A 25,259-nucleotide genomic window follows, 5' to 3' on the forward strand; every position below is an offset into this window, starting at 1 on the left:
AAGCCCGGCGTCCTCTCCATTTCCAAGTTTCAATCCACGCGTCCCGTGGGGGACGCGACGCTGTTATCCCCGTAATGTGCGCGGTCTATCATGTTTCAATCCACGCGTCCCGTGGGGGACGCGACTAGCGGGGCCGGGGCGCAGGTCTATTCCATCAGCGTTTCAATCCACGCGTCCCGTGGGGGACGCGACTGCCCCTTGCGGACTTCCTCGACTTTGCCACGCCCGTTTCAATCCACGCGTCCCGTGGGGGACGCGACCTCAAAGCCAAGTTTCAGGAGGCCAAGAAAAAATGTTTCAATCCACGCGTCCCGTGGGGGACGCGACCCAACTACCACGATGTCCGGCCCCCGATGTCGAGCGTTTCAATCCACGCGTCCCGTGGGGGACGCGACCTACGAGCGAGCCACCGGGCGGACGCTCTATCCTGGTGTTTCAATCCACGCGTCCCGTGGGGGACGCGACACGGCAGCGGCCCGGCCCACTCCTGGGGCGGCGAGTTTCAATCCACGCGTCCCGTGGGGGACGCGACTGGTGATTACCGGCGGCGAGCCTTTCTACGGGCAGTTTCAATCCACGCGTCCCGTGGGGGACGCGACAGCTGGTGCGGGCTGTGCTCTTGGACCCGCAGGGGTTTCAATCCACGCGTCCCGTGGGGGACGCGACCGCTCCAAGCCGTTTGTCGGCGGGACGCCGGAGAGTTTCAATCCACGCGTCCCGTGGGGGACGCGACATGCAGCCCGCCAAAATCCATTCGATGATGTAGCGGTTTCAATCCACGCGTCCCGTGGGGGACGCGACGCGTGCTGGAAGGGGGCTCCGGCGAAATCGACAAGTTTCAATCCACGCGTCCCGTGGGGGACGCGACTTCTGCTTGGGGCAGATGAGGGCCACGGCCAGGATGTTTCAATCCACGCGTCCCGTGGGGGACGCGACCACGCCCGGCGATGGCAAGTCGATTTTTATCACGTTTCAATCCACGCGTCCCGTGGGGGACGCGACGCTACCGAGGCCCTGGAAAAGCTGCGGCAAATCGTTTCAATCCACGCGTCCCGTGGGGGACGCGACCTCGGCGTGGTGGGCGCGAACTATACGCCCTACCAGTTTCAATCCACGCGTCCCGTGGGGGACGCGACTCCCGGCCATCCTCCAGTCCGGCGAGCGTGTGCTGTTTCAATCCACGCGTCCCGTGGGGGACGCGACGCGCCGAAAAGCTGTACGGCGTCATCATCAAGGTGTTTCAATCCACGCGTCCCGTGGGGGACGCGACGCGCGGCGCAAAGTTCCGCTTCGAGAACACGGTGCGGTTTCAATCCACGCGTCCCGTGGGGGACGCGACGGTCTTGAGCATCTAGTGCCCCCCCCCCCTTGCTGTTTCAATCCACGCGTCCCGTGGGGGACGCGACGAGGCGTCTGGTTTCAGGGGCCAAATTGCCTTGGCGTTTCAATCCACGCGTCCCGTGGGGGACGCGACATGGGCAATCCGGCAACGCAAAAAGACGCAAACTCGTTTCAATCCACGCGTCCCGTGGGGGACGCGACTGGTGGGCATGGAGATGGCCGTGGGACACCTGAAGTTTCAATCCACGCGTCCCGTGGGGGACGCGACTGAAGCGGAACGGCGTAGTGCCGTTTTCCGTTGTGTTTCAATCCACGCGTCCCGTGGGGGACGCGACCCAGGGCAAAGATTATGTGCCCCGCACCTATGAAGTTTCAATCCACGCGTCCCGTGGGGGACGCGACTGTTTGGCTTGGATCTCCATACATTCCAAGCAAATAGATCTGCTTTTCCGACCACCTCCCAAATTTCCTGCTCAATGGATGCAGTCTTGCGCCCTCTTATGATAAGTCTCAAAGTATTTCAGTAAATTGTCGTGCGCGAGATCCGCAGGGATTTTTACGCGGGCTTCAGGTGCTCGCGGGGGCGCGCTCAGAAAATCAGCGGCCCTTCGGGGTCATAGGCGGCCTTGGCTCCCACATGTTCCACGCGGCCGCGCCAGTGCTTGCCGAGCATGTAGAAGCGCAGGCTGTCCTTTTCCGCGTCCATTTCCGCCACCAGGGCGGCGCGCAGCTTCAGCCACTGGGCGTAGTCCACGAGGCATTCAAACACCGAAAACTGCACCCGCTGTCCCCAGCTGGTGCAGAGTTTCGCGATACGGCGCAGGCGCCGCCGCCCCGCCGCGTCTTCCGTATTCACGTCATAACTCACGACAACGAGCACGCTTCACCTCATGGCAAAGGGCGGATAGGCATCCATCTCCCCCCGGATAAAGCGCGCGAGCAGCCGGGCCTGCATGTGGCAGAGCAGGCCCACCGGCATGCGCTCCTTCAGGAAGGGATGCTCCACCTCCTCCCGCTTGCGTTCCTGCCAGGCCGCCAGCACTTCCTTGCGGGCCTTGTCCTTGAGGATATAGCCGCCCACTTCTGTCCGCACGAAGTCCGCGGGCTGGATCTGGCGGCGATTGATGAGCGTCAGGCAGAGCCTGTCTGCGAGATAGGGCCGGAACTCCTCCATGAGGTCGAGCGCCAGGCTCGGGCGCCCGGGGCGCTCCCGGTGGAGGAAGCCCACGCCCGGGTCGAGCCCCACGCCCTCAAGGGCGCTGCGCGCGTCGCCGGCGAGCAGGGTATAGAAAAACGAGAGCAGGCAGTTCACCTCATCGCGCGGCGGCTTGCGGCTCCTGCCGGCAAAGCGCATGCGCTCGCGCAGTTCCGGCCGGATGAGGAGCGGAAAAGCCCCGAAATAGCAGTGCGCCGCGTCGCCCTCCATACCGCGCACCGTTTCGAGGTCATGCGGAGCCGCCAGCCGGCGCAGGATGCGCCCCAGCTTTTCCGCAGCCTCGTCGAGGCCCGGTTCCGCGCTGTTGCGCGCCTGGCGCAGCAGCACCGTCCGGCAATTGGCCACCTTGCCGATGACGAAGAAGCGCGCCAGATCCGCGCTGGCCCCTGGCGTGTCGGCCATGCGGTACTGCGCCCGCCTGAGCAGCACATTGCCCGTGGTGGGCCCGTGCATGGCCGCCATGAAGCGGCCGTTCTCCGTGAGCCACGTCACGGAGACGCCCAGGCGCGCGCAATGCTCGAGCAGATATTGGCTGCACGAGACGCGCCCGAAGCAGACCACCGATTGCAGGGTATGCAGGGGGATCTTGCCGAGCGGCTTCTTGTCCAGCCGCAGTTCCACGCATTCGCCCTCCTTGGAGAGCCAGGTGTCCTGCGTGGTGACAAAGAGGGTGTTGAGATACCGCTTCACGCGCCCTCCTCGCAGAGACGCCGGACATAGGCCGAAGCGCGCCCGGCAGGCAGCCCGGGCAGGCAGCTCCCGTTGAGCGAGCAGGCGTCGCAGACCGGGCGCTCCACGGGCGGCGGCGTGATGCCCGCTTCGAGCATGGCCCGCACCGCGCGGGCGACCTCCTCCGTCCGGGCGCGCAAGCCCGCGTCGAAGCTCACCACATGGCGCCGGCGCGCCTCGCCATAGAAGAGCGCGCCTTCCGGGATGGCCGTGCCGAGCATTTCCTCCAGGCACAGGGCCTGCCCGCAGAGCTGGACTTCGTCCGCGTCCGAACCGGCACGGGGCCTGCCCTTCTTGTATTCCACGGGATAGGGCGCCCAGCCGCCGGGCGCCCGGCGGAACTCCACGACATCGGCCCTGCCGTGGAGCCCCAGCCGGGCGCAGCGCAGTTCAAGATCCGTGACCACCTTCACGCCGTCGCGCATGCGGCTCCCGCCTTCGTGGGCAGTTTCGTGCATCAGCCTGCCGAGGGCGGTGGCGCCGTTCTCCTCCCAGACCTGCTCCAGATGGATGAGCGCGCACTGCCGGGGGCAGAAGGCATAATGCTGCAATGCGGACAGCATGACATCCATGGCGCCCTCTTAGAGCTTTTCGATGAGCTCCACCCCTTCGGGAAGCGCAGCCTCGTCCACCGTGACCTCATAATCGGCGAAGGAGCGCGGCGGCGTCTCTTCATCCAGGCGGCGGCACTGCACAAGATCAAAGAGCTTCTGTGCGGGCGCGTTGCCGAGGCGCTTGGCGTGCTTGAACACATAGAGCTTACGCGTGCCCATCTTGCCGCGCGCGGCCGAATGGTCATGCTCGAACATCTCGGTGAGGGCCTGCCACAGGATCTCGGCATCGCCTTCGGTAAAGCCGCACTTTTCGGCCAGCGGCGCGGAGATGAATCCCTCCATGCGGTAGAGGCCGTAGGGCACGATATGCTTGCGGCCGATGGTGCGTTCCTTGTCCACATCCTTGGCATTGGTGACGGCCATACGGGTGATGCTGATCTCGGCGGGCACCACCGGGTCCTCGCTGCGGGCAAAGGTGAACTGCACGGGCCCGCGCACCTGGCCGCAGTTGACCTCGGTGCTCATGACCGCGCCAAAGGTGCGCACATCGTAAAAGTTGTCGCACATCCAGCGGTTGAGGGCCCTGGCTTCCTCTTCCTTGAGCTGCGACTTCTTTTCCGCCTTGTCGTCGTCCTTGGCGTTTTTCTCGCCCTTCTTGTCGTTCTTCTTCGGGATGGGGATGTTCAGGGCCGTATAGGCCTCGGCGTGGCGGTCGTTGAGCACGGCCTTTTCCTGCACATAGATGCGGTAGTTCTTCCCCTCCTCCCGGGCCAGTTCCTCCTGCGCCAGGTCCACGAAGTTGCGCACCTTGCGCTTGAGGCAGACATCCGAGACGATGCCGTGCCCGGTCTCGGGGTCGATGCGCGGCATGTTGCCCGCATCCGGGTCGCCGTTGGGGTTGCCGTTTTCCACGTCAAAGAACAGGACGAAATCATAGCGGTTGTTCAAGGTCTTCTCGTCGCTCATGGGTGATGCTCCTTATTCCCCGGCTTCGGGGCCTGCGTTCTGTCCGGTGGTTCCAACGCCTTCGGGGGCGCCCTTTTTACGGTACAGATCATTGAACTGCTCGTAGTAGCCGAGCATGAAGCGGCCCTGGTCATCCAGCGACAGGGTCGCGGGGAAATGGGTGATGCCGCCCAGGATATCGCCCATGAGCCGCCCGAAATAGGCCTCATACCCGTCCCGGCCGTTCTTGGACGCCTTGGTCACATGGTGCTGGGTGAGGCGCAAAAGCAGCGGAAACACCAGCTTCGGCGTGGCCGAGGCCGCCCCGATAAAGCGTTCACGCAGGGGGGCGTTCACCTTGCCGAGGGCGTCCTTCTGCGTTTTTTCCAGCAGGGCGAAGGCCCGGCCCAGCCGGTAGCCGATATTTTGCTCGTCCTCGTTCAGCGTGTGCATGGGGATACCCTCCTCCTTGGGATAGTTGCGGCAAAGATAGGCCTTGATGAGCGCGGCCCGGAAATAGTCCACCTTTTTGTCGGCATGGATGCGCTGGAGCAGCGCGGCAAACACGTTGTCAGGAAAGCGGCCGCCCCCGATGAGGCAGCGGGCCAGTTGCCCGGCCAGTTCCGGCGGCACGTTCTCAGCCTTGCCCTGGGCGGCCAGCCCGCGCACGAGGAGCAGCCAGAGCGGGGGAAATTCCGGCTCGGAATCCGGGAACTGGCGCTCGATCTCCAGATCCGCGTACCACCGGGCCACATGGCGCAGCAGCACCTCCAGGGTGGCCGTGAGCCAGAAGCGCACACTGAGGCGCGAGGCATTGGGCGCCAGGCCCAGCACGAAGAAGCGCGCGCCGCCGTCGAGCTCCCTGTCCGCCTGATTGAGCGATTCGCCCTTGCGCAGGGCGCGCAGGATGCCCCTGATGCGGTCGATCTGCTCCCTGTCCTGCAATTCCTCCGGCCCGGAGTCGTCCCCGGCCGGGGGCTCGAGGTCGAAGAAGCCGGTGACCGCCTTTTCAAGCGGCGTCGTCTTGTCCGCCCAGAAGACCATGCTGGTGTCGCCGATGCGCACGGCCTGCCTGTTCCCGCGCTGCAGGAGGTAGTTCAGCGCCGAGGTATAGGCACGGGCCGCGCTTTCCGAGACCGGGGCGTTGGCGCTCTGCTCCTTGCCGTAGGAGGTGAACGATGGGCAGTTGAAGGAGACGAGCGCCGCGCCCGAGCTCTGCGCGCCCGCCACGCCCTTGATGGAGGGATGGATGCGCGCGATGGTGGCGGGCTTTCCCGTGACGAGGCAGATGCCTTCCTGGCCTGCTTCCTCCCTGTCGCCCGCAAGGGCTTTGGCCCATATTTCCCGAAGCTCCGGGGCCTCGTGCAGGAAGCCTGCCTCCCCCTCCCGCCTGAAGACCACATTGCTGTCGAGCAGGGCCTCGCGCAGCTCCAGCGCGGCGAACTGCTCCGGCGTCCACTGGCGGAGAAAGGCCAGCAGCGCCCGGGCATGCGGGCTTTCACTCGTGCCGAGCAGGCCTTCGTGCAGATCGCGGAAGGCCGCGAAGGTTTTGGCCGTGCGGCCGGGCTTGCCCTTGCCGTCCACGCCGAGCACATAGCCCGTATTGTCCCACAGGAAGTTGGGCGCGATATTGACGGCCCTTTTGACGGCGGCGGGCACGAAGCGGCGCCGGGGCTTGCCCTTGCTGTCGCGCAGATCCTCCACGCGCACGAGGCTGCCGTCGGGGGCGATGACGAGGGCAAAGGAGATCTGCTCGGCCGTCATGCCTTCCGGGGGCATCCCCGAGTCGGGGCTGGCGGAGAGGCGGTCGTAGAAGCGGCAAAGCTCGCTCAGATAAGACGACATAGGCTCTCCTCCCGAGCTTTGGCCACGTCGATGACGCCCCCTTCCAGCCGTGGCCGGTAGAACATGGGCTGCATGTCGTGGGCGAAGTCGATGTCATAGAGCATGAGGCCGAGGTCGCGCGGCGCGTTGTCCGCCAGCGCCGAACGGGGCAGCTCGGCCCCCTCTTCCAGCAGGGAGAAGTACGCCGGGAACTCCCGGCAGCCGAGGCAGGGCTGCTGGAAGCACTCGCCGTTGCGCGCCCGGCGCCGGAAGATGTCGCTGTGCTTGCCCTCGTTGTCCTCCGGGCCGGCCTTGGCCGTGAGCTCAAAATGGGCCTCGATGACATAGGCCACGTCGCGCAGCACGAGCGATGCTCGCTGCTGGCGCATCTTGCCCTCAATGGTGAGCGACAGCGGCGCGCCGCTTTTGGCCGCGCTCTTGATGGTGGAGGCCGTGGGGCCTTTCTGGGCCACCTCGTTGCGCCGGATGCTGTCAAAGACGATGGGCTTCAGCACATGGATCCTGTCGACGCTCCAGGTGATCGCCGGCTTCCAGTGGATGGCCTCCAGGATGCCGCGCGCCGCGGACGGGGTCGGCACTTCATACGAAATGCGTTCCGCTTTGCCTTCTGGTCGGGTGAAGAGCGCATAGCGCCCCTCAACATAAAGTCTGACTCCTTTCATGGAGCCTCCCTGATGACGGTTCGCAGGCCGCCGATGCTGCGGCCAAGGATCTAAACACCGAAAAACAGGGGCAGCCGCCTGGCACGGGCTTTCCATGGCAAGCCCGCCTTCTTCCCGCGCCATGCTGGCCTGCGGAGGCCGCTGCCGTGGCAGCAGCCCCCGCGCCCCGTGTTGCGGCGCTTACAGACTAAGCTACTGTTGCAATCCACGGCCCCAAATCAATAAAAAATAGATATAGATAATTCAATAGAAAGAGGTACAGCCAATCCTTTGGGCCGACGCCCTTGTCTTAGGGCATCCCCTTGTATAAGTCAAGAAGAAAATTCAGTAGATTAGTCTGTACATGAAATATTTTCTAACCCTTCAAAATAACAGGTCATCCACCGGAAGCCCCTCCTCCAGCGTGACATCGAGCCCGGTTTTTTCGCTGTAGCCCGCACCGCCGGACAGCACGGGCAGAAAGCCGAACTTCGTTTCGAGCCTGCCCTGCGCCTGCATCCTGTCCAGCTCGTGCGTATAGACCGACACGCTGTGGCGCTGGAGCTTGCGCAGAACGGCAGGGGATGGCCGGTCCCAGCGGTCGGCCCCGGCCAGCAGTTCTTTGGCCTCGCCCTGCTCGATGACGACGCTCACCGTGTCTTCGTCGATAAAGCGGAACTCCTCCGCGATGGTGGCGAACTGGAAGCGCCAGTAGCCTTCATCGCTTTCTTTGTTGATGCCTGTCATTCCGAGGATGCCCTTTTCATCCAGATCGCTCGCCGCATAGAGCCTGGCGAAGTAGCGGCGGACGGTCTCCGGGCAGAAAAGGTCTACCGCCTCAGCCACCTGCTCGAAGGCGGCGCAGCGGCGGTTCAGTTCCGCGGCACGTTTGGGGCCGTCCTGGGCAGACGTGAAGCAGATGACCCGGCCCGACGCGTCCCTGCCCTCGCGGTTGCAGCGCCCCGCCGACTGCGCCAGCACATCGAGGCCGTTCTTCTCGCGCAGGACCACCGGGAAGCTGATGTCCACGCCGCATTCGATGAGCGAGGTGCTGACGACCCGGCAGGGCAGCCCGGCTGCCAGGCGCTCGCGTATGGTGTCGAGCACCCGGGTGCGGTGCGCGGGCGTCATGCGCGCGCTCAGGTGGAAGTCCGCCTCGCCGCCGTCCAGCAGCGCGAAGAGTTCCCGCGCGTGGCGCCGCGAATTGACGATACACAATACCTGCGGCTCGGCCCGGAGCATGGCGGCCAGTGCCTCGTCGTCGAGCTTTTCTTTCCGCACCTCCACCTGCGCGCGCTCGAAGATGCGGAAGAGCGGCCCCTGGGCTTTTTCGGGGATGATGTCCCGCACTTCTTCCGGCGCGAGCCCGGTCTGGAGCCAGGGCGCGCGCATGAGCGCCGGCTGCGTGGCCGTGCACAGCACCACGGAACTGCCGTAGCTGCGCGCAAGCTCCCGCAGGGCGGCGATGCAGGGCGTGACAAAGGGCACGGGCAGCATCTGCACCTCGTCAAGGATGATGACGCTTTCCGCAAGGTTGTGCAGCTTGCGGCAGCGCGAGGGCCGGTTGCTGAACAGCGACTCGAAAAACTGCACCGAGGTGGTGACGATGACGCTCGCATCCCAGTTTTCCGTGGTCAGGCGGTAGGCCATGCTGGCGCTTTCGTCGCCTTGGGCCCCTTCGGCCCCGGCCTCATCCGGGTGGATAAAGTTGCTGTGATGCTCGAGCACGGCGTCCTCGCCCAGGGCCTCGCGCAGCACATCGGCATTCTGCTCGATGATGCTGGTATACGGCACCACGAGCACGATGCGCCTGAGCCCGTGCTTGCGCGCATGGCGCAGGGCGAAGGCCATGGAGGAGAGCGTCTTGCCGCCGCCCGTGGGCATGGTGAGCGAGAAGATGCCGGGCCGCTCTTCGGCCGCGTTCAGGCAGCACTGGAGCATGAAGGCCCGCGCCTGGCGGATGGCCGCGCGCCGGGCGAGAGAGCCGCAGGCCGTTTGCGCGCCCGCGGCCAGGGCGGCTTCGCTCACCGCCGTTTCAGGCAGGAAGCCTCTCTCCCCGAGGAAGTGAAAAAACCTCTCCGCGAGCCCTGCCAGCGTCGGCGGCTCCTGGCGCAGCGCGTGCCGCTCCGGCGCGCATACCCGCTCCGTGTCCAGATAGTCGGCGTCCACCAGGCAGGAATAGAGCATCCGCAGCAGGAAGGCCGTGGCAAAGGCGTCCAGCGTTTTGCCGTCCTTGCTCATCAGGCGCCGGAGCTCCTGGAAATAGCCGCCAGCCGGAGAAAGCGCCGCGGCCTGTTCGGGCTTCCAGTCCGGCACCGCATTGATGCGGTCGCCCGAAAGGCGCCAGGCGAGTGTCCCGCTGTCGGCCTGACTGCCCAAGTCCGCCATGCCGCCATGATGCCCGAGCAGCGGATAGGCGAGCAACCACGCCATCTTGAGGCCGGATGTGTCTGCCCCCCACTGCTGCCTGAGATAGAGCCACGCCGCGGATGTGTGGTCGACCTTCCCATGCTTGCCGTGGAGGCGCGCCTGGAAGCTGTCTGACGTTTTGCCTATGTCATGAGCGCCCCCCAGCAGGGCGCCCGTGAGCGGCGCCCAGGGCGTGGCAAAGCCGCCTGCGCGCCTCGCCACCTCCGCATGGTGCTCGGCCAGGGTCTGCCACTCGTCCTCGGGCTTGCCGTCTATGGAATGGGCATAGACCATGGGCGCCTCCCGGTTTTCTCCTGCTTGGGGATGTTGGCCGAGTCTCCGTATCCGGGGTCTCAAATCGTTGAAAGAATATCAGGAAATCAATGGATTCCGCAATATATATGCACCTGAAGCCACGCAGGCAAGTAACGCCCATCCCCTCGGGCGCGTGCACCGTGGAGCGCCTTTTCCGCCGCCCGGATCACGACAAAAGAAAAGCAGGCCGCCCCGCATGGGGCAACCTGCCAAGTTCTTGGTATGGCGCGCCCGAAGGGAGTCGAACCCCTGACCAAGAGCTTAGAAGGCTCCTGCTCTATCCTACTGAGCTACGGGCGCGTGAGAAGTGGTGTGGTCTAGTTGTTGGCGGCGTCCTTGCGTTTGGGGAGTTCGAGGAAGCCCAGGCGCGCGGCCAGTTCCAGGGTCTGGAGCGCGAGCGGCACCAGCGCAAGGCCGCCTGCGCCGCGCCTGAGAAAGCTCAGCGAAAGGCCGAGCAAAAAGGAGCAGGACACGCTCTTCACAGGATGCGCGCGCACATAGTTGAGCGGCGCCACGGAAGCCGCCGCCTGCAGAAAGCGCGCCTTGGTCTCGCGGACATTTTGCGCCGCGGCGCCCAGCTTTTCCTTCATCTTTTTTCCTGCATCCCGGCATTTCCTGCCGGGCTTGCGCCTTTCCCGGCCTGCGCGGGAGCGGCCGGGGCTGCGCCATGCCCATAGGGGGCCACTTCCGCCCAGGGGTCATGGGCGCCCGCGGTCGGCTGGACGGCTGCCGGCTTCGGGGAGGCCGCTGCCTGCACCGCCCCGGGCTTGCTGGAGGCCTCCGCCGGCTTTGGCTCCCCGGCGTCCTGCGCAGCCCCGCCGCGCGCGCCCCAGAGCAGGAGGGCGGCGATGAGCGCGCTTGCGCCGCCCAGAAGCCCGAGGGCCGCGGGCGTGGGCAAAAGGGAGGTCAGGAGGGTATAGAGCGCGCCCAAAAGCAGCGCAAGGGCGGCGGCGCCAAAGAGCAGCCCCAGTGAGAGCAGGCCCGCCCGGCGCACGGTGCGCAGGATGCCCGCCTCGAGGAGGCGGCCCTCAGCTTCGCAAAGGTCGCAGAGGCTGACGACCAGTTCCGCCAGGCCCTTCACGCGGCGGGCTACCTCAGGTTCCTGAACAGGCAGGAAAGCACGCAGCCGGCGCCGAAGGCGATGAGCAGGCTCATCATGGGGTTGCGGCGCACCTGCTCGCTTACCTCCTCCATGCCGGCGCTCCCCGCATCGTGGAGCCTGTGGGCCTGGTCCTGGGCGAGGCGGCGATAATGCGCGAGCTCCCGGGCGAGACGCGAGGAGACTTCTCCGCCGAGCTCGTCCTTCTTGTCCTTCAGCGTCTCGAGCAGGCTGTCCATCTGCTCACGCATGGCGTTGAGTTCCTTGCGAAGCTCGTCAACCGTATGTTCATGATGATTGTCAGCCATGGTTTTCTCCCTTTGTGGCCGGGCAGAGCCCGGTATATGTGCATCCGGGCACCGTTTGCCCGGCATGGCAAGACATTACATAGCGGGCCGGCCCTTGGCAAGTATGTGACAAATGCGACATCTTTGCCTTTGCCCCGAAACGTGCTATGCCCACCGGGCATGCCGGGGCGACCCGGCCAACGCCCCGGAGGCGGCATGGCGGACGAGCCTATCATCAAGATCGAGCACCTTGAAAAGAAGTATCCCGGCCACGGCGAGGCCGTCTATGCCCTGCGCGGCATCGACCTTTCCATCGGCAAGGGCGAGATCTTCGGCATCATCGGCAAGAGCGGCGCCGGCAAGTCCACCCTGGTGCGCTGCATCAATCTCCTCGAGCGGCCCACGGCCGGGCGGGTGATGTTCGAGGGGCGCGACCTCTGCGAGCTCTCGGGCGCTGCCTTGCGCGAGGCGCGCCGCTCCATGGGCATGATCTTCCAGCAGTTCAACCTGCTCATGCAGCGCACGGCGCTCGAGAACGTGCGCTTCCCGCTGGAGCTCGCGGGGGTCTCCCGCGCCGAGGGGCGGCGCCGCGCCGAGGAGCTGCTCGACATGGTGGGCCTCTCCGCGCGCATGCAGGCCTATCCCTCCCAGCTTTCCGGCGGGCAGAAGCAGCGCGTGGCCATCGCCCGCGCCCTTGCCACGCGGCCGCGCGTCCTGCTCTGCGACGAGGCCACCTCCGCGCTCGACCCGGCCACCACCGACTCCATCCTTGCGCTCATTAAAGACATCAACGCGCAGCTCGGCATCACGGCCGTGGTCATCACCCACGAGATGCGCGTCATCGACCAGATCTGCAGCCATGTGGCCATCATCAGCAAGGGCGTCATCGTGGAGCAGGGCCCGGTGGAGGAGGTCTTCTTCCACCCGGCCACCGAGGCCGCGCGCAAGCTCGTGCTGCCCGAGGCGCTTCAGAACCTGCCGCTCGACAAGTGCGACAATCTCTACCGGCTCATCTTCAACGGGCGCTCCTCGTTCGAGCCGGTCATCTCCAACCTGGTGCTCCACTGCGGCTGCCCGGTGAACATCATGTACGCCGACACGCGCGACATCGGCGGCACGGCCGTGGGGCAGATGGTGCTCCAGCTGCCGGATGCCAAGGACACGCGCGAACGCATCATGGGCTGGGCGAAGGACCACCACCTCGCGCTGGAAAAACTGGAGGACGCGCCCCATGATTGACGAAAAAACGCTGGAGATGCTGCTCGTCGGCACCTGGGACACCATTTACATGACCGTGGTGGCGACCTTCTTCTCCTATGTGTTCGGCATCGTCATGGGCGTGGCGCTCGTCATCACGCGCAAGGGCGGCATCCGCCCGCACGCGGCCTTTTACAACGTGCTCGATGTGGTGGTGAACCTCACGCGCTCCTTCCCCTTCCTCATCCTCATGATCGCGGTCATCCCCTTCACCCGCTTTCTCGTGGGCACCACCATCGGCAACAATGCCACCATCGTGCCCCTGGTGCTGGCCGCGGCGCCCTTTGTGGCGCGCCTGGTGGAGTCCTCCCTGCTCGAGGTGGACCACGGCGTGGTGGAGGCGGCGGAGAGCATGGGCGCCTCCGTGTGGCAGATCATCACCAAGGTGCTCATTCCCGAGGCGCTGCCCTCGCTCATCAACGGCAGCGCCGTGGCGGCCATCACCATCCTCGGCTATTCGGCCATGGCGGGCGCCGTGGGCGGCGGCGGCCTCGGCAAGCTCGCCATCATGTACGGCTACAACCGCTACCAGACCGACATCATGATCATCACGGTGGTCCTGCTGATCATCATCGTGCAGGCCATCCAGAGTTTCGGCAACTGGGCCACCCGCCGTTCTGACCGGCGCGGCGGCTAGCCGGCGCGGGCCGAGTGTCCGCAACGCCCCCGGCATCACCCTCAACGTGAAGGAATCGCAGCCATGAACAAACTCCTCCTTGCGGCGGCATTCGTCGCCAGCCTCTGCGTCGCCGGCGCGGCCCACGCGGCCACCACCCTCACCGTGGGCGCCTCGCCCACGCCGCACGCCGAGATCCTCGCCGAGGCGGCCAAGCTGCTCAAGCCCGCGGGCATCGAGCTCAAGATCGTGGAATATTCCGACTATGTGCAGCCCAACGTGGCGCTGGACAGCGGTGATCTCGACGCCAACTACTTCCAGCACAAGCCCTATCTGGACGATTTCATCGCCCAGAAGGGCGTCAAGCTCGCCTCCATGGGCCCCGTGCACTACGAGCCTTTCGGCATCTACGCCGGCCGCAGCAAGGACTTGAAGACCCTCAAGGACGGCGCCATCATCGCCGTGCCCAATGACGCCACCAACGAGGGCCGCGCCCTGCTCCTCCTGCAGGACGAGGGGCTTATCAAGCTCGCCCCCGGCTCCGGCCTCACCGCCACGACGCGCGACATCGTGGAGAACCCCAAGAAGCTCAGGATCGAAGAGATCGAGGCCCCGCAGCTCGTGCGCGCCCTGCCGGACGTGGACGCGGCCGTCATCAACGGCAACTACGCCATCCTCGGCGGCCTCAAGGTGGCCGAGGCGCTGGCCGTGGAAGCGGCAGACTCCATGGCTGCCTCCACCTACGCCAATGTGCTCGCCGTGCGCGAGAAGGACACCGCGCGCCCCGAGCTCCAGGCGCTCTATGAAGTGCTGGTGAGCCCCGAGATCGCCAAGGCCATGCGCGAGAAGTACACCGGCGCGGTGCTGCCCTCGGTGGCCAAGTAGGAAAAGTGCTGAAAAGGGAGCGCGGCGCCCGCCAGGGGCGCCGCCCCCGCCCGCCAGCCATGCCCCCGCGCGACAGCTATCATCTCTGGCACCCCGACATCCTGGGCATTTTCCAGGCCGCCAAGGCCCAGGGGGCGCCCGTCACCCTGAAGAGCCACATGCGCCTCGACGCCGCCAATGAGGCCGATGTCCTCCTGCGCGGCGGCTTCACGGCCGTGCGCGGGCAGGTGGCGCGCTTCAGAGCCGACAGCCACGATTTCCCCTTAGGCAACCGCGCCCCGCTCGACCCGGCCTGTGCCTATGCCTTTGCAGTGGATCTGCCCCGGGGCCTCAGGGATGTCATCCGCGTGGAGTACGAAGGCCGCGCCACCATCCTCGACCGCGTTCTCGGCCGCAACAACCTGCCCATGGCGCTGGAGCTGCGCGTCTCCGTACCCTCGAAGATCCGCCGGTGCCGCCGCCATGACCGCATCAGTTGCGCCCCGGGCCGGGTGGAGGGCGCGCGCCTCGTGCTCGTGGAGGCGCCCCCGCGCCGGCCGGCCGACCTCGAGCGCCTGCTTGAGCCCGGTGAGGGGCAGGCGCAACAGCAACTGCTCAATCTTTCGGTGAGCGGCGCCTGCCTTTTGGCCGGCGAGGCCATCCGGCAAAAGCTCATGGCCGCGCAGGAGCGCTACCTCGTGGCCTTCACGCCGCTCACGCCGGAGCGCCCGGCGAAGCCGCTGGCCTTTCTGGGCCGCAAGGTGGGCGTGTTCCCCCGGCGCGACGGCCCCGCGGCCCTGCGCATCCGCTTTTCTGAAGAACTGGAGTGGAATGACGGCGAACTGCGCTGGCTCAACATCGAGCGCAACGGCTCGCAGGCCTTGGCGCGCCTGCTCCGGCACTGGGAGAAGCTGGACGCCGAGGAGGCCGCGCGCGCGGCCGAAGCGGAGAGGAAGGCCAGGGAGGAGCGGGCCGCCATCGAGGCCGAGGCGGAGCGCGCCGCCGACCTCGGGCTGCCCGTGGCCTTTCTGGACGAGGACGAGCCGTAGGTATCAACTACGACTGCACGCCCGGCGCTTCCGCTCCCCCGCCTGGAGCGCAGCGGAAGACGGGTGCCCCCTCAGCGCTCGCGCAGGGCGTTCTGCCGCGCCTTGAGGATGGGCTTGAGCAGATAGTCGAGCACGGTCTTCTTGCCGATGAGGATGTCCGCCGTGACCATCATGCCCGGGATGATGGGCAGGGTCTCGCCATGGTGCTCGATGGCCGTCTTCTGGGTGCGCACCTTGACCACATAGTGCAGGTCGCCGCGCTTGTCCTCGATGGTGTCCGCGCTCACCGATTCCAGCTTGCCGTCGAGCCCGCCGTAAATGGAGAAGTCATAGGCCGAGACCTTGACCATGACATCCTGCCCGGGCCGCAAAAAGGCCACGTCCTTGGGCTGCACGCGCGCCTCCACGAGCAGGGTGTCGTCCAGGGGCACGATCTCCATGATGGGCTCGCCGGGCTTGACCACGCCGCCCACGGTGTTGATGTGGATCTGCTTCACCGTGCCGCGCACGGGCGCCCGAAGCTCGGTGCGCTTCACGCGGTCGCCGCCGGCGGAGATGGTCTCGCGCAGGCTGGTGAGTTCGAGGCGCCGCTTGGTGATCTCCTGGGTGATATTGGCCTTTTGCTCGGCCTCGCGCGCGGCGATGCGCTGGCGCGATTCCTGCGCGGCGGCCTGAGCCTTGGGGATGCTCGCGGCGAGCATGTCGATCTGGCCCTTGAGCTCCACCACCTTGGCCTCGAGGCCCAGAAACTCCATGCGCGCGAAGTTGCGCCGGCGCATGAGCTCGGCCGCGGTGTCGCGCTGCTCCACGGCGATCTTGTAGCTCTTTTCGAGCTGGTCCTTGCGCGCCTCCTGCTCTTCCACATCGCGCTCGCGCTGCTCGTACTGGGCGCGCAGCACCTCGAGGTCGGCGTCGAGCTGGTGCTGCCGCGACTGCCAGGCATATTCCTGGTCGCGCATGAGCTGGCGCGCGCGGGCGAGGGTCTTGCTGTCCACGTCGCGCCCGAGGCGGCTCGTGAGCCAGCGGCGCAGATCTTCGGGGAAGACCGGCTTTTCGCCGCGGTGCTCGGCCTCGAGGCGGATGATGGCGAGGCTGTTCTCGATGGCCTTGCTCACCGCGTCGCGGAAGGCGGACTCGGCCATCTCGTTGTCCAGCTGGGCGAGCACGGCGCCCTTCTCCACAATCTGGCCCTCGTGCACCTGCACCTCGCGCAGGATGCCGCCCTCGAGGTTCTGGATGGTCTGGGTGCGCTGCGAGCCCACCACCTGCCCCTCGGCGTGGGTCACTTCGTCGATGTCGGCCACGGCCGCCCAGACGATGAGGCAGAGGAACATCACCGCCACGGTGACGGAAAGCGCGCGCACCCCGAAGCGCGGCCGGCGCGCCAGCGCCGCGTCCACCTCGTCGGCATAGTGGATGTCGTCGGGCGTGAGGCCGTTGAGGGGCGCGTCCATGGCCGCGAACAGGCCCTGGCCGCCGGAACCCGGTGCGCCTGCCGGCCCTTGCGCGCCGCCCTTGCCGAGGCGGCTGTCCAAGGCCGAGCGCGCCATCTCGGAGAGCGGCTTGTCCGGGGTCTGCTCGTTTTCGCCGCGCACGAAGATGGCGCGCACAAAGGCAGCGGCCTCGGCGAAGAAGGCCCGCCAGCCGCCGTCCTGCGGAGGCGCGGCGGGAGCTTGAGCCGGAGCCTGGGGCGCGCCTGTGGGCGCCGCGGGGGATGCGCCGGGCGTCTCGGCCGCCGCCTGCGCGGCCTTTTCAGCCCGAGCGGCTGCCGCCTGTTTTTCGCTTTCGGGAACGGAAGTTTCAGGATCTTTTTTCATCACGCCGCCCCCCCGGCCGAGGCCGGCCCGGCATTCACGGCCCGCGCCTGCGCCCCGGCGCCGGCCTGTCGCGCGCCCTGCGGAGCCTTGCCGCGCAGCCGCGCCAGCACCTCGTCGCGCGGGCCGTCCAGCTTGATGCGGCCGTTTTCCATGACGATGAGCCGGTCAACGATGCGCAGCATGGAGAGCCGGTGCGTTATGAGGATGAGCGTGCGCCCCTGGATGATGCCGGCGAGGCGCCGCTGGAGCATGAGCTCCGAGTCCGTGTCCATGTTGCTCGTGGGCTCGTCGAGGATGAGCACCTCGGGGTCGCGCACGAGCGCCCGCGCCAGCGCCACGGCCTGCCGTTGCCCGCCGGAGAGCGCCCTGCCCTGCTCGCCCACCTGGCTCGCGAAACCGGCCGGGAAGCTGCGGATAAAGTCGGTCACGCCGGCGAGCGCCGCCGCGCGCAGCACCAGATGGTCGTTGATGGAGGGATCCCCCAGGGCGATGTTCTCGCGCACGCTGCCGTAAAAGAGGGTCACGTCCTGCGGCAGCACGCCGATGCGGCCGCGCAGGTCCGCCGAGGGTATCTGGCGGATGTCCACCCCGCCGAAGCGCACCGCGCCCTCGCCCGGCTGGTAGAGCCCGAGCAGCATGCGCGAGAGTGAGCTCTTGCCCGAACCCATGGGCCCGATGATGCCCACGCGCTCGCCCGGCCTGATGGTGAGCGAGACATGCTCCAGCGCGGGCCGCTCCGAGTGCGGGTAGGAAAAGCTCACGTCATCGAGGGTGAAGGTGGGCTCGAGGCTGCCGTAATCCATGCTCACACGCTCGGCGTCGTTCTCCGAGGGGAGCTCCATGAGCATGTCCAGCGCCTTGAGCGCCACGCGCGAGTTCTGCACCCGCGTGAGCAAGGAGGCCATCTGGAGCAGGGGCGCCATGGTGCGGCCGACGAGGATGTTGCAGCCGATAAGCGCGCCCATGCTCATGAGGCCGTCGTTGATGCGGTAGACGCCCCAGACGATCATGATCACCGTGACGATCTGGGTGATGAGCATGGCCGAGGTCACGGCCATGCTGTTGTATTTGCGCGCCTCGCTGGAGGACTTGGCCGAGAGCCCGGCGATGGCCTCCCACAGGCGCTGCATGCGGCTTTCCGCCATGCAGGACTTGAGGGTTTCGAGGCCGCCCACCATCTCCACCAGGAGGGCGTTTTTCTGCATGTTCTGGCGATAGCCGGCCTCGGCGCTCAGGCGCGCGCGCCGCTGAAGAAAGAGCCCCAGGCCCACGAGCACAGGGATGGCGCCCAGCGGCAGGAGCACCATGGGCCCGGCGATGAAGGCGATGAGCAGAAGAAAGATGACGAGGAAGGGCAGGTCGATACAGGCGAGGAGGCTCGACGAGCTGAAAAATTCGCGCAACTGCTCGAACTCGCGCAGATTGTTGACCATGGCGCCCGTGGACTCGGGCTTGGCGTCAAGCCGCATGGAGAGCACCTTTTCCACCAGGGCGCTCGAGAGCACGATGTCCGCGTTGCGGCCGGCCACGTCCACAAAGTGCGTACGCAGGGCCGAGAGCAGGAAATTGAAGAAATAGATGACGAAGATGCCGGACGCGAGCACCCAGAGGGTGTCCGTGGCGTTGTTGGGCACCACCCGGTCATAGACGTTCATGACGAAGAGCGGGCTCGCCACGGCGATGAGGTTGATGACCACGCTCGCCAGCGCCACATGGCGGTAGATGGGCGCGTAATAACGCAATACGTCCCAGAACCAGCGCTTGCCGCGGCCAAGGCGCGGGGCCTCCATGCGGCGCTCCGGCGCCTTGGGCACGGCCGCGAAGATGGCGTAGCCCGCGTAATCCTCCTGCAGCTCCTCCTGCGAGACTGTCTGCGTGCTGTCGCTGATCTCGGGGAAGATGACCTCCGCGCGGCCCCCGCGCAGGGCGATGAGCACGCAGGAGCGGTCATTTTTTAACAGGAGGATGCAGGGCAGCACCAGCGGCGGGATGTCGTCAAGGCTCGGGCGCGAGGCGATGCGCCCGGAAAGGCCGGCCTTGCGCGCCGCCCCGAGGCAGGCGCGGGGCGTGATCTGGCTGCCGGAAAGGCCGGCCAGCAAAAGCTGCGGCGAGACCGGCTTGCCGCGCAGACGCATGAGCACGGAAAGGCTGCGCAACAGGCCGGGCATGAAGTCCACGTCCGACGGGCGAAGCCCTCCAACTCCCGGAGCCCCGCCAGCGCCGGCGCCGGGGTTCCTGGGAGCCGCCGCCCCAGCCGGGGCCGCAGGGGCCGCGGCTGCATCGGCCGCCGTTGCCTCGCCGCCGGAAGCGGCGCCGGGCTGTGCGGCTTGGGCCTGTGCAGCGCCGTTGCGGACGCCGCCCTTCTCCGCAGGTTTCTCAGGCGTGTTGCCGGTTCTCTCTTTCTCCGCAGGCTGTTCCGCGTTCGGCGTTTCCATGCCCTCCCCCCTGCGGCTCAGTTGAACCAGCCGAGGTCAAAGTCTTCGCGCGGGTCCTTGGGGTCGCGGGGCGGGTTCTCGCCCAGGGGCACGAGGTCAATGGAGAGCATGGGCAGAAGGTTCCCGGTAAGGGCGCACAGCCGGTAGGCACCCACGAGGATGTTGCCGCGCGCGGTCTCGGCCTGGGTGGAGGAGCTGTAGAGCTCGTTTTCCGCGTCCAGCACGTCGAGAAGGCTGCGCTTGCCGAGCTGGAACTGCTCTAGATAGGCGGTGCGCGTGAATTCGGCGTACTTCATGGCCTCGGTGTAGTTGCGGTACTGGTCCTGCGCGGCCAGGTAGTTGACCCAGGTGCTTTCGATGTCCAACTTAAGGTCGTCTCGGAAGTCGTAGAGCACCTGGCGGGCCTGGCGGATGCGCGCGGCCGCGGCCTTGGTTTCGGCCACATCGGCGCCGCTGTTAAAGACATTCCAGCGCATGGTGGCCACCACGTCGAAGCTGTAGACCCAGCGGTCGTAGGCGCCGCCCCGGTCGGTATAGGAGGGGCCCACCTCGGCGTTGAACGTGGGGTAGAAGGTGGATTCGGCGAGCTGGCGGTCCGCCTGGAGGGCGCGGATGTCCTGCATGTAGGCCACGAGCTTGGGATTGTACTGCTCCGCCATCTCAAAAACGGGCTCGGGCCCGCTGAAGGTCTCGGGGGGCATGGCCACGGGCTGCATTTTCGCCACGGGCGGCATGCCGGTGAGGCGGTTGTAGGTGTCCTCGGCCACGAGCAGGGCGGCCTGGGCCTCGGAAAGGCTGGAGAGGGCGCGCATGAGCCGCGACTGGGCCTGGCTCACGTCGGCCTCGGTATCGGCGCCGAGATTGGTGCGGTCCTGCGTCTGGCCGAGGATGGCGCGGTGCTGGGCCACATTGCGCTCGGCGAGCTGGTAGAGGGCGCGCCGGCGCAAGAGGTCGATATGCGCGATGATGCCGTCGAGCGAGAGGGTCGTGGCCGTGTCGAACACGCGGGCCTTGACCGACTCCAGGGTGGACTTGGCGTTGCGCACGCGCGAGCGCGTGGCGAAGCCGTCCCAGATGGGCTGGGTGAGGCGCGCGCTGATTTCGCCGAGGCCGTACATCTGCTTGTCGAGGTCGGCGTTGCGGGTGGTGTTGTCGCTCAGGAGCTGGCCGCCGGCCGTGCCCTGCACATCCACGCTGGGGCCGAAGCCGGCCCGGGCGCGCCGCAGCTCATGCTCGAGCACCTGGCGGTTCTCCTGCATGCCCTGCAGGGAACGGTGGTGCCGGAGGACGCCGTAAATGGTGTCCGCCACGGTCACGGTGTCGCCGGCGGGCGGCGGCGGGGGCCACGCGCTCTGGGCCTTGCCCTCGGCGCAGAGGGCCGGCGCGGGCAGACAGAAACAAAAGACGAGGAGGATGGCCACGAGCGCCGGAACAATGGTGACACTTTTCGCAGTTTTCACGACGGTCTCCACGATGTTGCCCAGTCTTGACAAGGCGCGGCGCAAGCGTCCCATTCTGTCCCTTCTGACAGAACGGCGCGGCGTTGCCTGCCGCTGCCCGGCAGACGCGGCCACGCCCGGAACAAGGTTTGACGCGCCTTTCAATTTATCGGCGCTTGATGTATACCTCTTTAGGCATTAAGGCAATACGCCCCCATGCCCGTCACCCTCTTTCCCGGATGGACCATGCGGCAACGGTTTTTCGCTTTCTTCCGCGCTTTCCCCCGTCCCTGGGGCGTTGCAGCCGCGGCTCTCGCGCTCATCCTTCTCGGCGCCGGCGTCTCCGGCGCCCTCGCCGCGCCGGCCCAACGCACCCCCGTGGGCGTGGGCGCGAACATGGAACCGGAAGCGGAGCCCGCTGTTCCCGAAGCCGCCTCGCCCGAAGCGGCAGCATCGGGGGCGGCCGCGCCCGCCCATCCGGCCGCGCAGGGCGCCGCGGGCCACGGCATCAAGCTCTTCGGCACCGTGGAATTCCGCCGGCCGCTCTCCACCCTGCCGGGCTGGCTGGACGTGCTCGACCGCAATGCGAAAAGCCCCATCTTCAGCCCGGAGCGCCAGTTCAATCGCACCACCACCTGGAAGATCCTCAGGGACCGCGCCCAGGGCAAGAGCCCGCGCGATGTCCTGAAGCTCGTCAATACCTTCTGGAACACCTGGCCCTACCGCGAGGACATGGTCAACTGGGGCAAGCCCGATTACTGGGCCGTGCCCGCGCAGTTCCTGAAAAAGTCCGGCGACTGCGAGGATTACGCCATCGCCAAGTATTTCACCCTCAAGGAACTGGGCATCTCGCCGGAGGACATGCGCATCGTGGTCCTGCGCGACACCATCCGCAACCTGGCCCACGCCGTCCTTGTGGTCTATCTCGACGGCGAGGCCTATGTGCTTGACAACCTGAGCAATGTGGTGCAGCCGCATTCACGGCTGCGCAACTATGTTCCGCAATATTCCGTCAACGAAAACGGCCGCTGGACGCATATCAAGGGGCGCCCGGCAGGTACCGCCAAGGCCCGGGGGGGGAAACGGCAATGATGGCACTGGCTGGAACGGACAGCGCAACGGGCAACGAGTCACGGCGCAAACTCGTCCGCCGCCTGATACTGGGCGGCATCCTGATTTTCCTCATTCTGGTGGCGCTCCTCGTGGCCCGCTACGGGACGGAAAACGATACCCAGGCCACCCTCGCCAAGCAGCGCGACACCCAGCAGACCTGGCTCGACAAGTCGCTGGACGCCATCCGCGTCTGGCGCAACGAGCTCGTGGAGCAGTCACGCTTCATCAGCGCCTCGGAGATGTTCCGCCTCTTCGTCATGGACGCGCGGGAGCTCGACGCAGACGCCCTCGCCCGCATCGCCGACCCCGAAGCCCTCAATTCCGATGACGAGGCCGTGCGCTCCCTGGCCGAGCAGCTCACCTACATGCAGGACCTGCTCAAGGATTTCACCCGGCGCCGCGCCTGGACCAACGCCCGCGTCATGCGCGCGGACGGCACGCCCCTGGTCGCCCCGGATTTCGCCACGCCGCTCACCGGGGAGCAGACGGCCCTCGTGCGCCGCGCGGGCGAAAGCGGCAAGGCGGCCTTCGGGCCCCTGCGCATGACCGACAACGGCCTTGTCATGGACATGGCCGACCCGCTCTTTGAGGTGCTCGGCGCCGAAGAGCCGCAGACCGTGGCCGTGCTCCTGCTCTCGGTGCCCATGGACAAGCCGCTGGCCGGCTTCCTCGCGCGCACCGGCGAGCACGAGGAGACGCTGCTGCCGCGCATCGTGGACCAGGGGCCCGACGGCCCGGTCATGGTGCTCATCAAGGGCGGCCATGTGGTGCAGGAGCCCGTGACCCCCACCCTCGTGCAGGAACTGGAGCCCAAGACCATCCCCTTCCTGCGCCGCGAGGCCCTGGACGGCCGCGGCGAGGTCTATTCCATGGGCGCCAGGCCCACCGTCCTCGACTGGCGCTTCGTGCTCGAAACTCCCGCCGCCGAGGTGGACGGCATCATCCGCAGCCAGACGCTCCAGAACTATATCCTCTTCCTCGCGTGCGCGGGCGTGCTCTGGCTGTTCATCGCGCTCATCTATGTGCGGGCCTCCAACCGCGCCTTTGAGGCCAGGAACCGCGTGCTCATGGACAAGAATGCCACCATCAGCAAGCAGAAGGCCCTGCTCGACAGCGTGAACGCCTCGCTCCACGCCGGGCTCGTGCTGGTGGACAGCCAGGGCCGCGTCCAGATGGAAAATCCAGCCTTCACCGCGCTGGCCGGCCACAAGGACGCCATCGCCCCGGGCACCCCGCTTGTGGAGGTGCTGCCCGGCAAGGTGGCCGTGCAGCTTCTGGGCGACATGGCCGTGGTGCATGACTGCGGCCAGTCGGCCACCGTCGAGGTCGCCATGCCGCCGCTCCCGGACGCGCCGGCCGATGCGGACGATGACGGCGACGGCACGCGCCTTTTCCGCGTCACTCTCTACCCCTATGACGCCGACGCCAAGGGCGGCGAACTCGCCACCACGGGTTGCGTGGCCACCTTCCAGGACATCACGCGCTTCCGCCGCAATGCCGAGCGCGCCCGCCAGCGGCAGCTCGCGCTGATCACCGCGCTCGTGCACGCCATCGAGAGCGTGGACCCGAACCTGACAGGCCACTCGGACAGGATGGCCCGCGCCGCCGAACTGGTGGCCGACGAGCTGGACCTGGACAGCCGCGAAAAGGAGACCCTGGGCCTTGCCGCCAGGCTCTCGCAGATCGGCAAGATCTTCGTGCCGCGCGAGCTTTTGACCAAGAGCGGGGCGCTCACGCCCGAGGAAAAGCAGGAAGTGCTCCGCGCGCCGGAACATGCGGACAGGATCCTCCACGACCTGCGCTTCGACCTGCCCGTGCGCGAGACCGTGCGCGAGATGGGCGAGCGCATGGACGGCTCGGGCAGCCCGCAGGGCCTGCGCGGGGAGGAGATCTCGCGCGCCGGCCGCGTGCTCGCGGTGGTCAACGCCTTTGTGGCCATGACGAGCCCGCGCGCCTGGCGGGGCGACAAGGGCATGGACCCGGCCGAGGCCGTGCGCCAGCTCTCCAATGACCTGCGCTTCGACCAGGAGGTCGTGGCGGCGCTGGCCCGGGTGGCCGGAAGCGCCGCCCCTGGCGGCGCGGACGCAAGCGGGGAAGCGGTGCAGCCATGAACCGTCCAGCGAAGCGCACGCCGCGCCGGGGGGGGCCGGTGCAGGTGACGCGCGCCAACCTGCCCCCTCTGGAGGACTATCTCGGCTGCGTACGCCGCATCTTCGAGACCCATGACCTCACCAACATGGGCGAATACGCGCGCCGGCTGGAGGCGGAGCTCGGCCGCCTGCTCGACGCGCCGGCCATCGCCGTGTGCGCCAACGGCACCCTGGCCCTGCAGCTCGCTCTGCGGCTGCTCGGGCTCAACGGCAAGACGGTCATCACCACGCCCTTCACCTATGTGGCGACGCTCTCGGCCCTGCTCTGGGAGGGGTGCACCCCGGTCTTCGCTGACATCGACCCCGAAAGCCTCTGCATGAGCCCGGAGGAGACCGCGCGCCAGCTTGAGGCCCATCCCGAGGCGGCGGGCCTTTTGCCCGTGCATGTCTATGGCAATGCCTGCGACGTGGCGGCCCTCGGGAGCCTCGCGGACGAGCGCGGCATCCCGGTGCTCTACGACGCGGCCCACTCCTTCGGGAGCCGCCTGGACGGCAAAAGCCTCTTCGCCTTCGGCGACGCGGCCACGGCGAGCTTCCATGCCACCAAGCTCTTCCATACGGTGGAGGGCGGCTGCGTGGTGGCGCACGACCCGGGCGCCAAGGCGGAGCTCGAGCTTTTGCGCGCCTTCGGCCACAGGGGCGACACGCATACCTCGCTCGGCATCAATGCCAAGCTCTCCGAGCTGCACGCGGCCATGGGGCTCTGCCTGCTGCCCGGCGTGGCGGAAAACATCGCCCGGCGCGCGGCCCTCAATGCCGTCTATGACGCGGCCTTCGGCATCGGCCCCGACGGCGCGCCCGGGCCCGAAGGGCTGCGACGGCCGCGGCTGGCGCCCGGGCTCGAGTGGAACAACGCATACTCCCCCGTCATCTTCCCGGACGGCGAAGCCCGCGCCCGCGCCGCAAAGGCGCTCAACGCGCGCGACATCCACCCGCGCCGCTATTTCTACCCGAGCCTCACGCGCCTCCCCTATGTGGACGCGCCGCCCTGCCCGGTCTCCGAAGACATGGCCGAGCGCGTGCTCTGCCTGCCCTTGTGGGCCGACATGGCGCCGGAGCTCGCCGCCGAGGTGGCGGACGTGACCCTGAAGGCCCTGCGCGGCTGAGGGCGGCGCGGCACAAGCCCGCGCCGGGCCTT

General features: G+C 67.1%; 20 protein-coding genes, 1 tRNA gene and 1 CRISPR repeat array. Of the genes, 7 read left to right on the forward strand and 14 right to left on the reverse strand.

Features of this window, described 5'->3' with window-relative positions; translation table 11 throughout:
• Nucleotides 1–26 precede the first annotated feature (26 nt).
• Nucleotides 27–1,743: a CRISPR direct-repeat array (repeat unit 33 nt; unit sequence GTTTCAATCCACGCGTCCCGTGGGGGACGCGAC).
• 187 nt (nucleotides 1,744–1,930) lie between these two features.
• The 11 genes from cas2 to HDR50_RS11245 form a co-directional block, all read right to left on the reverse strand.
• Nucleotides 1,931–2,221, reverse strand: coding sequence for a CRISPR-associated endonuclease Cas2 (gene cas2 / locus HDR50_RS11195; protein ID WP_291358261.1), 291 nt, complete (start codon nucleotides 2,219–2,221; stop codon nucleotides 1,931–1,933).
• Between the two features lie 3 nt (nucleotides 2,222–2,224).
• Nucleotides 2,225–3,247, reverse strand: a complete 1,023-nt coding sequence (gene cas1c, locus HDR50_RS11200; protein ID WP_291358263.1) for a type I-C CRISPR-associated endonuclease Cas1c — start codon at nucleotides 3,245–3,247, stop codon at nucleotides 2,225–2,227.
• Entirely contained in the window at nucleotides 3,244–3,858 is a 615-nt protein-coding gene (gene cas4, locus HDR50_RS11205) for a CRISPR-associated protein Cas4 (RefSeq protein WP_291358265.1), read from the reverse strand. The genes cas1c and cas4 overlap by 4 nt, the downstream gene beginning before the upstream one ends.
• A 9-nt stretch (nucleotides 3,859–3,867) precedes the next feature.
• A complete protein-coding gene (cas7c, locus tag HDR50_RS11210; RefSeq protein ID WP_291358266.1) occupies nucleotides 3,868–4,806 on the reverse strand; it encodes a type I-C CRISPR-associated protein Cas7/Csd2 in 939 nt (312 codons plus the stop codon).
• A 12-nt stretch (nucleotides 4,807–4,818) separates the two neighbouring features.
• A complete protein-coding gene (gene cas8c, locus HDR50_RS11215) occupies nucleotides 4,819–6,630 on the reverse strand; it encodes a type I-C CRISPR-associated protein Cas8c/Csd1 (protein WP_291358268.1) in 1,812 nt (603 codons plus the stop codon).
• Nucleotides 6,615–7,292: a type I-C CRISPR-associated protein Cas5c gene (gene cas5c, locus HDR50_RS11220; protein WP_291358269.1), complete on the reverse strand. Its 678-nt coding sequence runs from the start codon at nucleotides 7,290–7,292 to the stop codon at nucleotides 6,615–6,617. Before cas5c ends, cas8c begins: the two co-directional genes overlap by 16 nt.
• Nucleotides 7,293–7,655: 363 nt before the next feature.
• Nucleotides 7,656–9,974 carry a CRISPR-associated helicase Cas3' gene (gene cas3, locus HDR50_RS11225; RefSeq protein ID WP_291358270.1) on the reverse strand — a complete coding sequence of 773 codons (2,319 nt, stop codon included), beginning with the start codon at nucleotides 9,972–9,974 and terminating at the stop codon, nucleotides 7,656–7,658.
• A gap of 244 nt (nucleotides 9,975–10,218) precedes the next feature.
• Nucleotides 10,219–10,295: transfer RNA gene (locus HDR50_RS11230), tRNA-Arg, on the reverse strand.
• A gap of 17 nt (nucleotides 10,296–10,312) precedes the next feature.
• Nucleotides 10,313–10,585 (reverse strand): hypothetical protein, encoded by a 273-nt coding sequence (locus tag HDR50_RS11235; RefSeq protein WP_291358271.1) that lies wholly within the window; start codon nucleotides 10,583–10,585, stop codon nucleotides 10,313–10,315.
• Nucleotides 10,582–11,076, reverse strand: coding sequence for a hypothetical protein (locus HDR50_RS11240; RefSeq protein ID WP_291358272.1), 495 nt, complete (start codon nucleotides 11,074–11,076; stop codon nucleotides 10,582–10,584). The genes HDR50_RS11235 and HDR50_RS11240 overlap by 4 nt, the downstream gene beginning before the upstream one ends.
• Nucleotides 11,077–11,084: 8 nt before the next feature.
• Nucleotides 11,085–11,402, reverse strand: coding sequence for a hypothetical protein (locus HDR50_RS11245; protein ID WP_291358274.1), 318 nt, complete (start codon nucleotides 11,400–11,402; stop codon nucleotides 11,085–11,087).
• Between the two features lie 195 nt (nucleotides 11,403–11,597).
• Here HDR50_RS11245 and HDR50_RS11250 point away from each other — a divergent pair, with 195 nt between their 5' ends.
• The 4 genes from HDR50_RS11250 (at nucleotide 11,598) to HDR50_RS11265 (ending at nucleotide 15,167) form a co-directional block, all read left to right on the forward strand.
• Complete coding sequence (locus HDR50_RS11250; RefSeq protein WP_291358276.1) at nucleotides 11,598–12,620, forward strand: ATP-binding cassette domain-containing protein; 1,023 nt, start codon at nucleotides 11,598–11,600, stop codon at nucleotides 12,618–12,620.
• On the forward strand, nucleotides 12,613–13,275 hold the full coding sequence (locus HDR50_RS11255) for a methionine ABC transporter permease (protein WP_165078843.1): 663 nt from the start codon (nucleotides 12,613–12,615) through the stop codon (nucleotides 13,273–13,275). Before HDR50_RS11250 ends, HDR50_RS11255 begins: the two co-directional genes overlap by 8 nt.
• A 63-nt stretch (nucleotides 13,276–13,338) precedes the next feature.
• Nucleotides 13,339–14,139, forward strand: a complete 801-nt coding sequence (locus HDR50_RS11260) for a MetQ/NlpA family ABC transporter substrate-binding protein (RefSeq protein WP_291358277.1) — start codon at nucleotides 13,339–13,341, stop codon at nucleotides 14,137–14,139.
• 59 nt (nucleotides 14,140–14,198) lie between these two features.
• Nucleotides 14,199–15,167: a hypothetical protein gene (locus HDR50_RS11265; RefSeq protein ID WP_291358278.1), complete on the forward strand. Its 969-nt coding sequence runs from the start codon at nucleotides 14,199–14,201 to the stop codon at nucleotides 15,165–15,167.
• A 71-nt stretch (nucleotides 15,168–15,238) separates the two neighbouring features.
• On the opposite strand, the gene HDR50_RS11270 is transcribed toward HDR50_RS11265, so the two are convergent.
• Genes HDR50_RS11270 through HDR50_RS11280 form a run of 3 tightly spaced genes read right to left on the reverse strand, consistent with a single transcriptional unit; the run spans nucleotide 15,239 to nucleotide 20,933 of the window.
• Nucleotides 15,239–16,984, reverse strand: coding sequence for an HlyD family type I secretion periplasmic adaptor subunit (locus HDR50_RS11270; RefSeq protein ID WP_291358280.1), 1,746 nt, complete (start codon nucleotides 16,982–16,984; stop codon nucleotides 15,239–15,241).
• Complete coding sequence (locus HDR50_RS11275) at nucleotides 16,984–19,419, reverse strand: type I secretion system permease/ATPase (protein ID WP_291358282.1); 2,436 nt, start codon at nucleotides 19,417–19,419, stop codon at nucleotides 16,984–16,986. Before HDR50_RS11275 ends, HDR50_RS11270 begins: the two co-directional genes overlap by 1 nt.
• 17 nt (nucleotides 19,420–19,436) lie before the next feature.
• Nucleotides 19,437–20,933 carry a TolC family protein gene (locus tag HDR50_RS11280; RefSeq protein WP_291358284.1) on the reverse strand — a complete coding sequence of 499 codons (1,497 nt, stop codon included), beginning with the start codon at nucleotides 20,931–20,933 and terminating at the stop codon, nucleotides 19,437–19,439.
• Between the two features lie 171 nt (nucleotides 20,934–21,104).
• Between HDR50_RS11280 and HDR50_RS11285 the strand changes: the two genes are divergently transcribed.
• The 3 genes from HDR50_RS11285 to HDR50_RS11295 are packed head-to-tail and all read left to right on the forward strand — an operon-like array spanning nucleotide 21,105 to nucleotide 25,227.
• On the forward strand, nucleotides 21,105–21,950 hold the full coding sequence (locus tag HDR50_RS11285) for a transglutaminase-like cysteine peptidase (RefSeq protein WP_291358285.1): 846 nt from the start codon (nucleotides 21,105–21,107) through the stop codon (nucleotides 21,948–21,950).
• A complete protein-coding gene (locus HDR50_RS11290) occupies nucleotides 21,947–24,082 on the forward strand; it encodes an HD domain-containing phosphohydrolase (RefSeq protein WP_291358287.1) in 2,136 nt (711 codons plus the stop codon). The genes HDR50_RS11285 and HDR50_RS11290 overlap by 4 nt, the downstream gene beginning before the upstream one ends.
• Nucleotides 24,079–25,227, forward strand: coding sequence for a DegT/DnrJ/EryC1/StrS family aminotransferase (locus HDR50_RS11295; RefSeq protein ID WP_291358288.1), 1,149 nt, complete (start codon nucleotides 24,079–24,081; stop codon nucleotides 25,225–25,227). The genes HDR50_RS11290 and HDR50_RS11295 overlap by 4 nt, the downstream gene beginning before the upstream one ends.
• Nucleotides 25,228–25,259: the final 32 nt, after the last annotated feature.

Origin of the sequence: Desulfovibrio sp. (genome assembly GCF_014803725.1) — a bacterium.
Lineage (GTDB): Bacteria > Desulfobacterota > Desulfovibrionia > Desulfovibrionales > Desulfovibrionaceae > Desulfovibrio.

Coding starts and splice junctions, on each gene's coding strand:
- cas4 (WP_291358265.1), bottom strand. CDS start 3,858: ATGGATGTCATGCTGTCCGCATTGCAGCATTATGCCTTCTGCCCCCGG.
- cas7c (WP_291358266.1), bottom strand. CDS start 4,806: ATGAGCGACGAGAAGACCTTGAACAACCGCTATGATTTCGTCCTGTTC.
- cas8c (WP_291358268.1), bottom strand. CDS start 6,630: ATGTCGTCTTATCTGAGCGAGCTTTGCCGCTTCTACGACCGCCTCTCC.
- cas5c (WP_291358269.1), bottom strand. CDS start 7,292: ATGAAAGGAGTCAGACTTTATGTTGAGGGGCGCTATGCGCTCTTCACC.
- cas3 (WP_291358270.1), bottom strand. CDS start 9,974: ATGGTCTATGCCCATTCCATAGACGGCAAGCCCGAGGACGAGTGGCAG.
- HDR50_RS11235 (WP_291358271.1), bottom strand. CDS start 10,585: ATGAAGGAAAAGCTGGGCGCCGCGGCGCAAAATGTCCGCGAGACCAAG.
- HDR50_RS11245 (WP_291358274.1), bottom strand. CDS start 11,402: ATGGCTGACAATCATCATGAACATACGGTTGACGAGCTTCGCAAGGAA.
- HDR50_RS11250 (WP_291358276.1), top strand. CDS start 11,598: ATGGCGGACGAGCCTATCATCAAGATCGAGCACCTTGAAAAGAAGTAT.
- HDR50_RS11255 (WP_165078843.1), top strand. CDS start 12,613: ATGATTGACGAAAAAACGCTGGAGATGCTGCTCGTCGGCACCTGGGAC.
- HDR50_RS11260 (WP_291358277.1), top strand. CDS start 13,339: ATGAACAAACTCCTCCTTGCGGCGGCATTCGTCGCCAGCCTCTGCGTC.
- HDR50_RS11265 (WP_291358278.1), top strand. CDS start 14,199: ATGCCCCCGCGCGACAGCTATCATCTCTGGCACCCCGACATCCTGGGC.
- HDR50_RS11270 (WP_291358280.1), bottom strand. CDS start 16,984: ATGAAAAAAGATCCTGAAACTTCCGTTCCCGAAAGCGAAAAACAGGCG.
- HDR50_RS11275 (WP_291358282.1), bottom strand. CDS start 19,419: ATGGAAACGCCGAACGCGGAACAGCCTGCGGAGAAAGAGAGAACCGGC.
- HDR50_RS11280 (WP_291358284.1), bottom strand. CDS start 20,933: ATGGGACGCTTGCGCCGCGCCTTGTCAAGACTGGGCAACATCGTGGAG.
- HDR50_RS11285 (WP_291358285.1), top strand. CDS start 21,105: ATGCGGCAACGGTTTTTCGCTTTCTTCCGCGCTTTCCCCCGTCCCTGG.
- HDR50_RS11290 (WP_291358287.1), top strand. CDS start 21,947: ATGATGGCACTGGCTGGAACGGACAGCGCAACGGGCAACGAGTCACGG.
- HDR50_RS11295 (WP_291358288.1), top strand. CDS start 24,079: ATGAACCGTCCAGCGAAGCGCACGCCGCGCCGGGGGGGGCCGGTGCAG.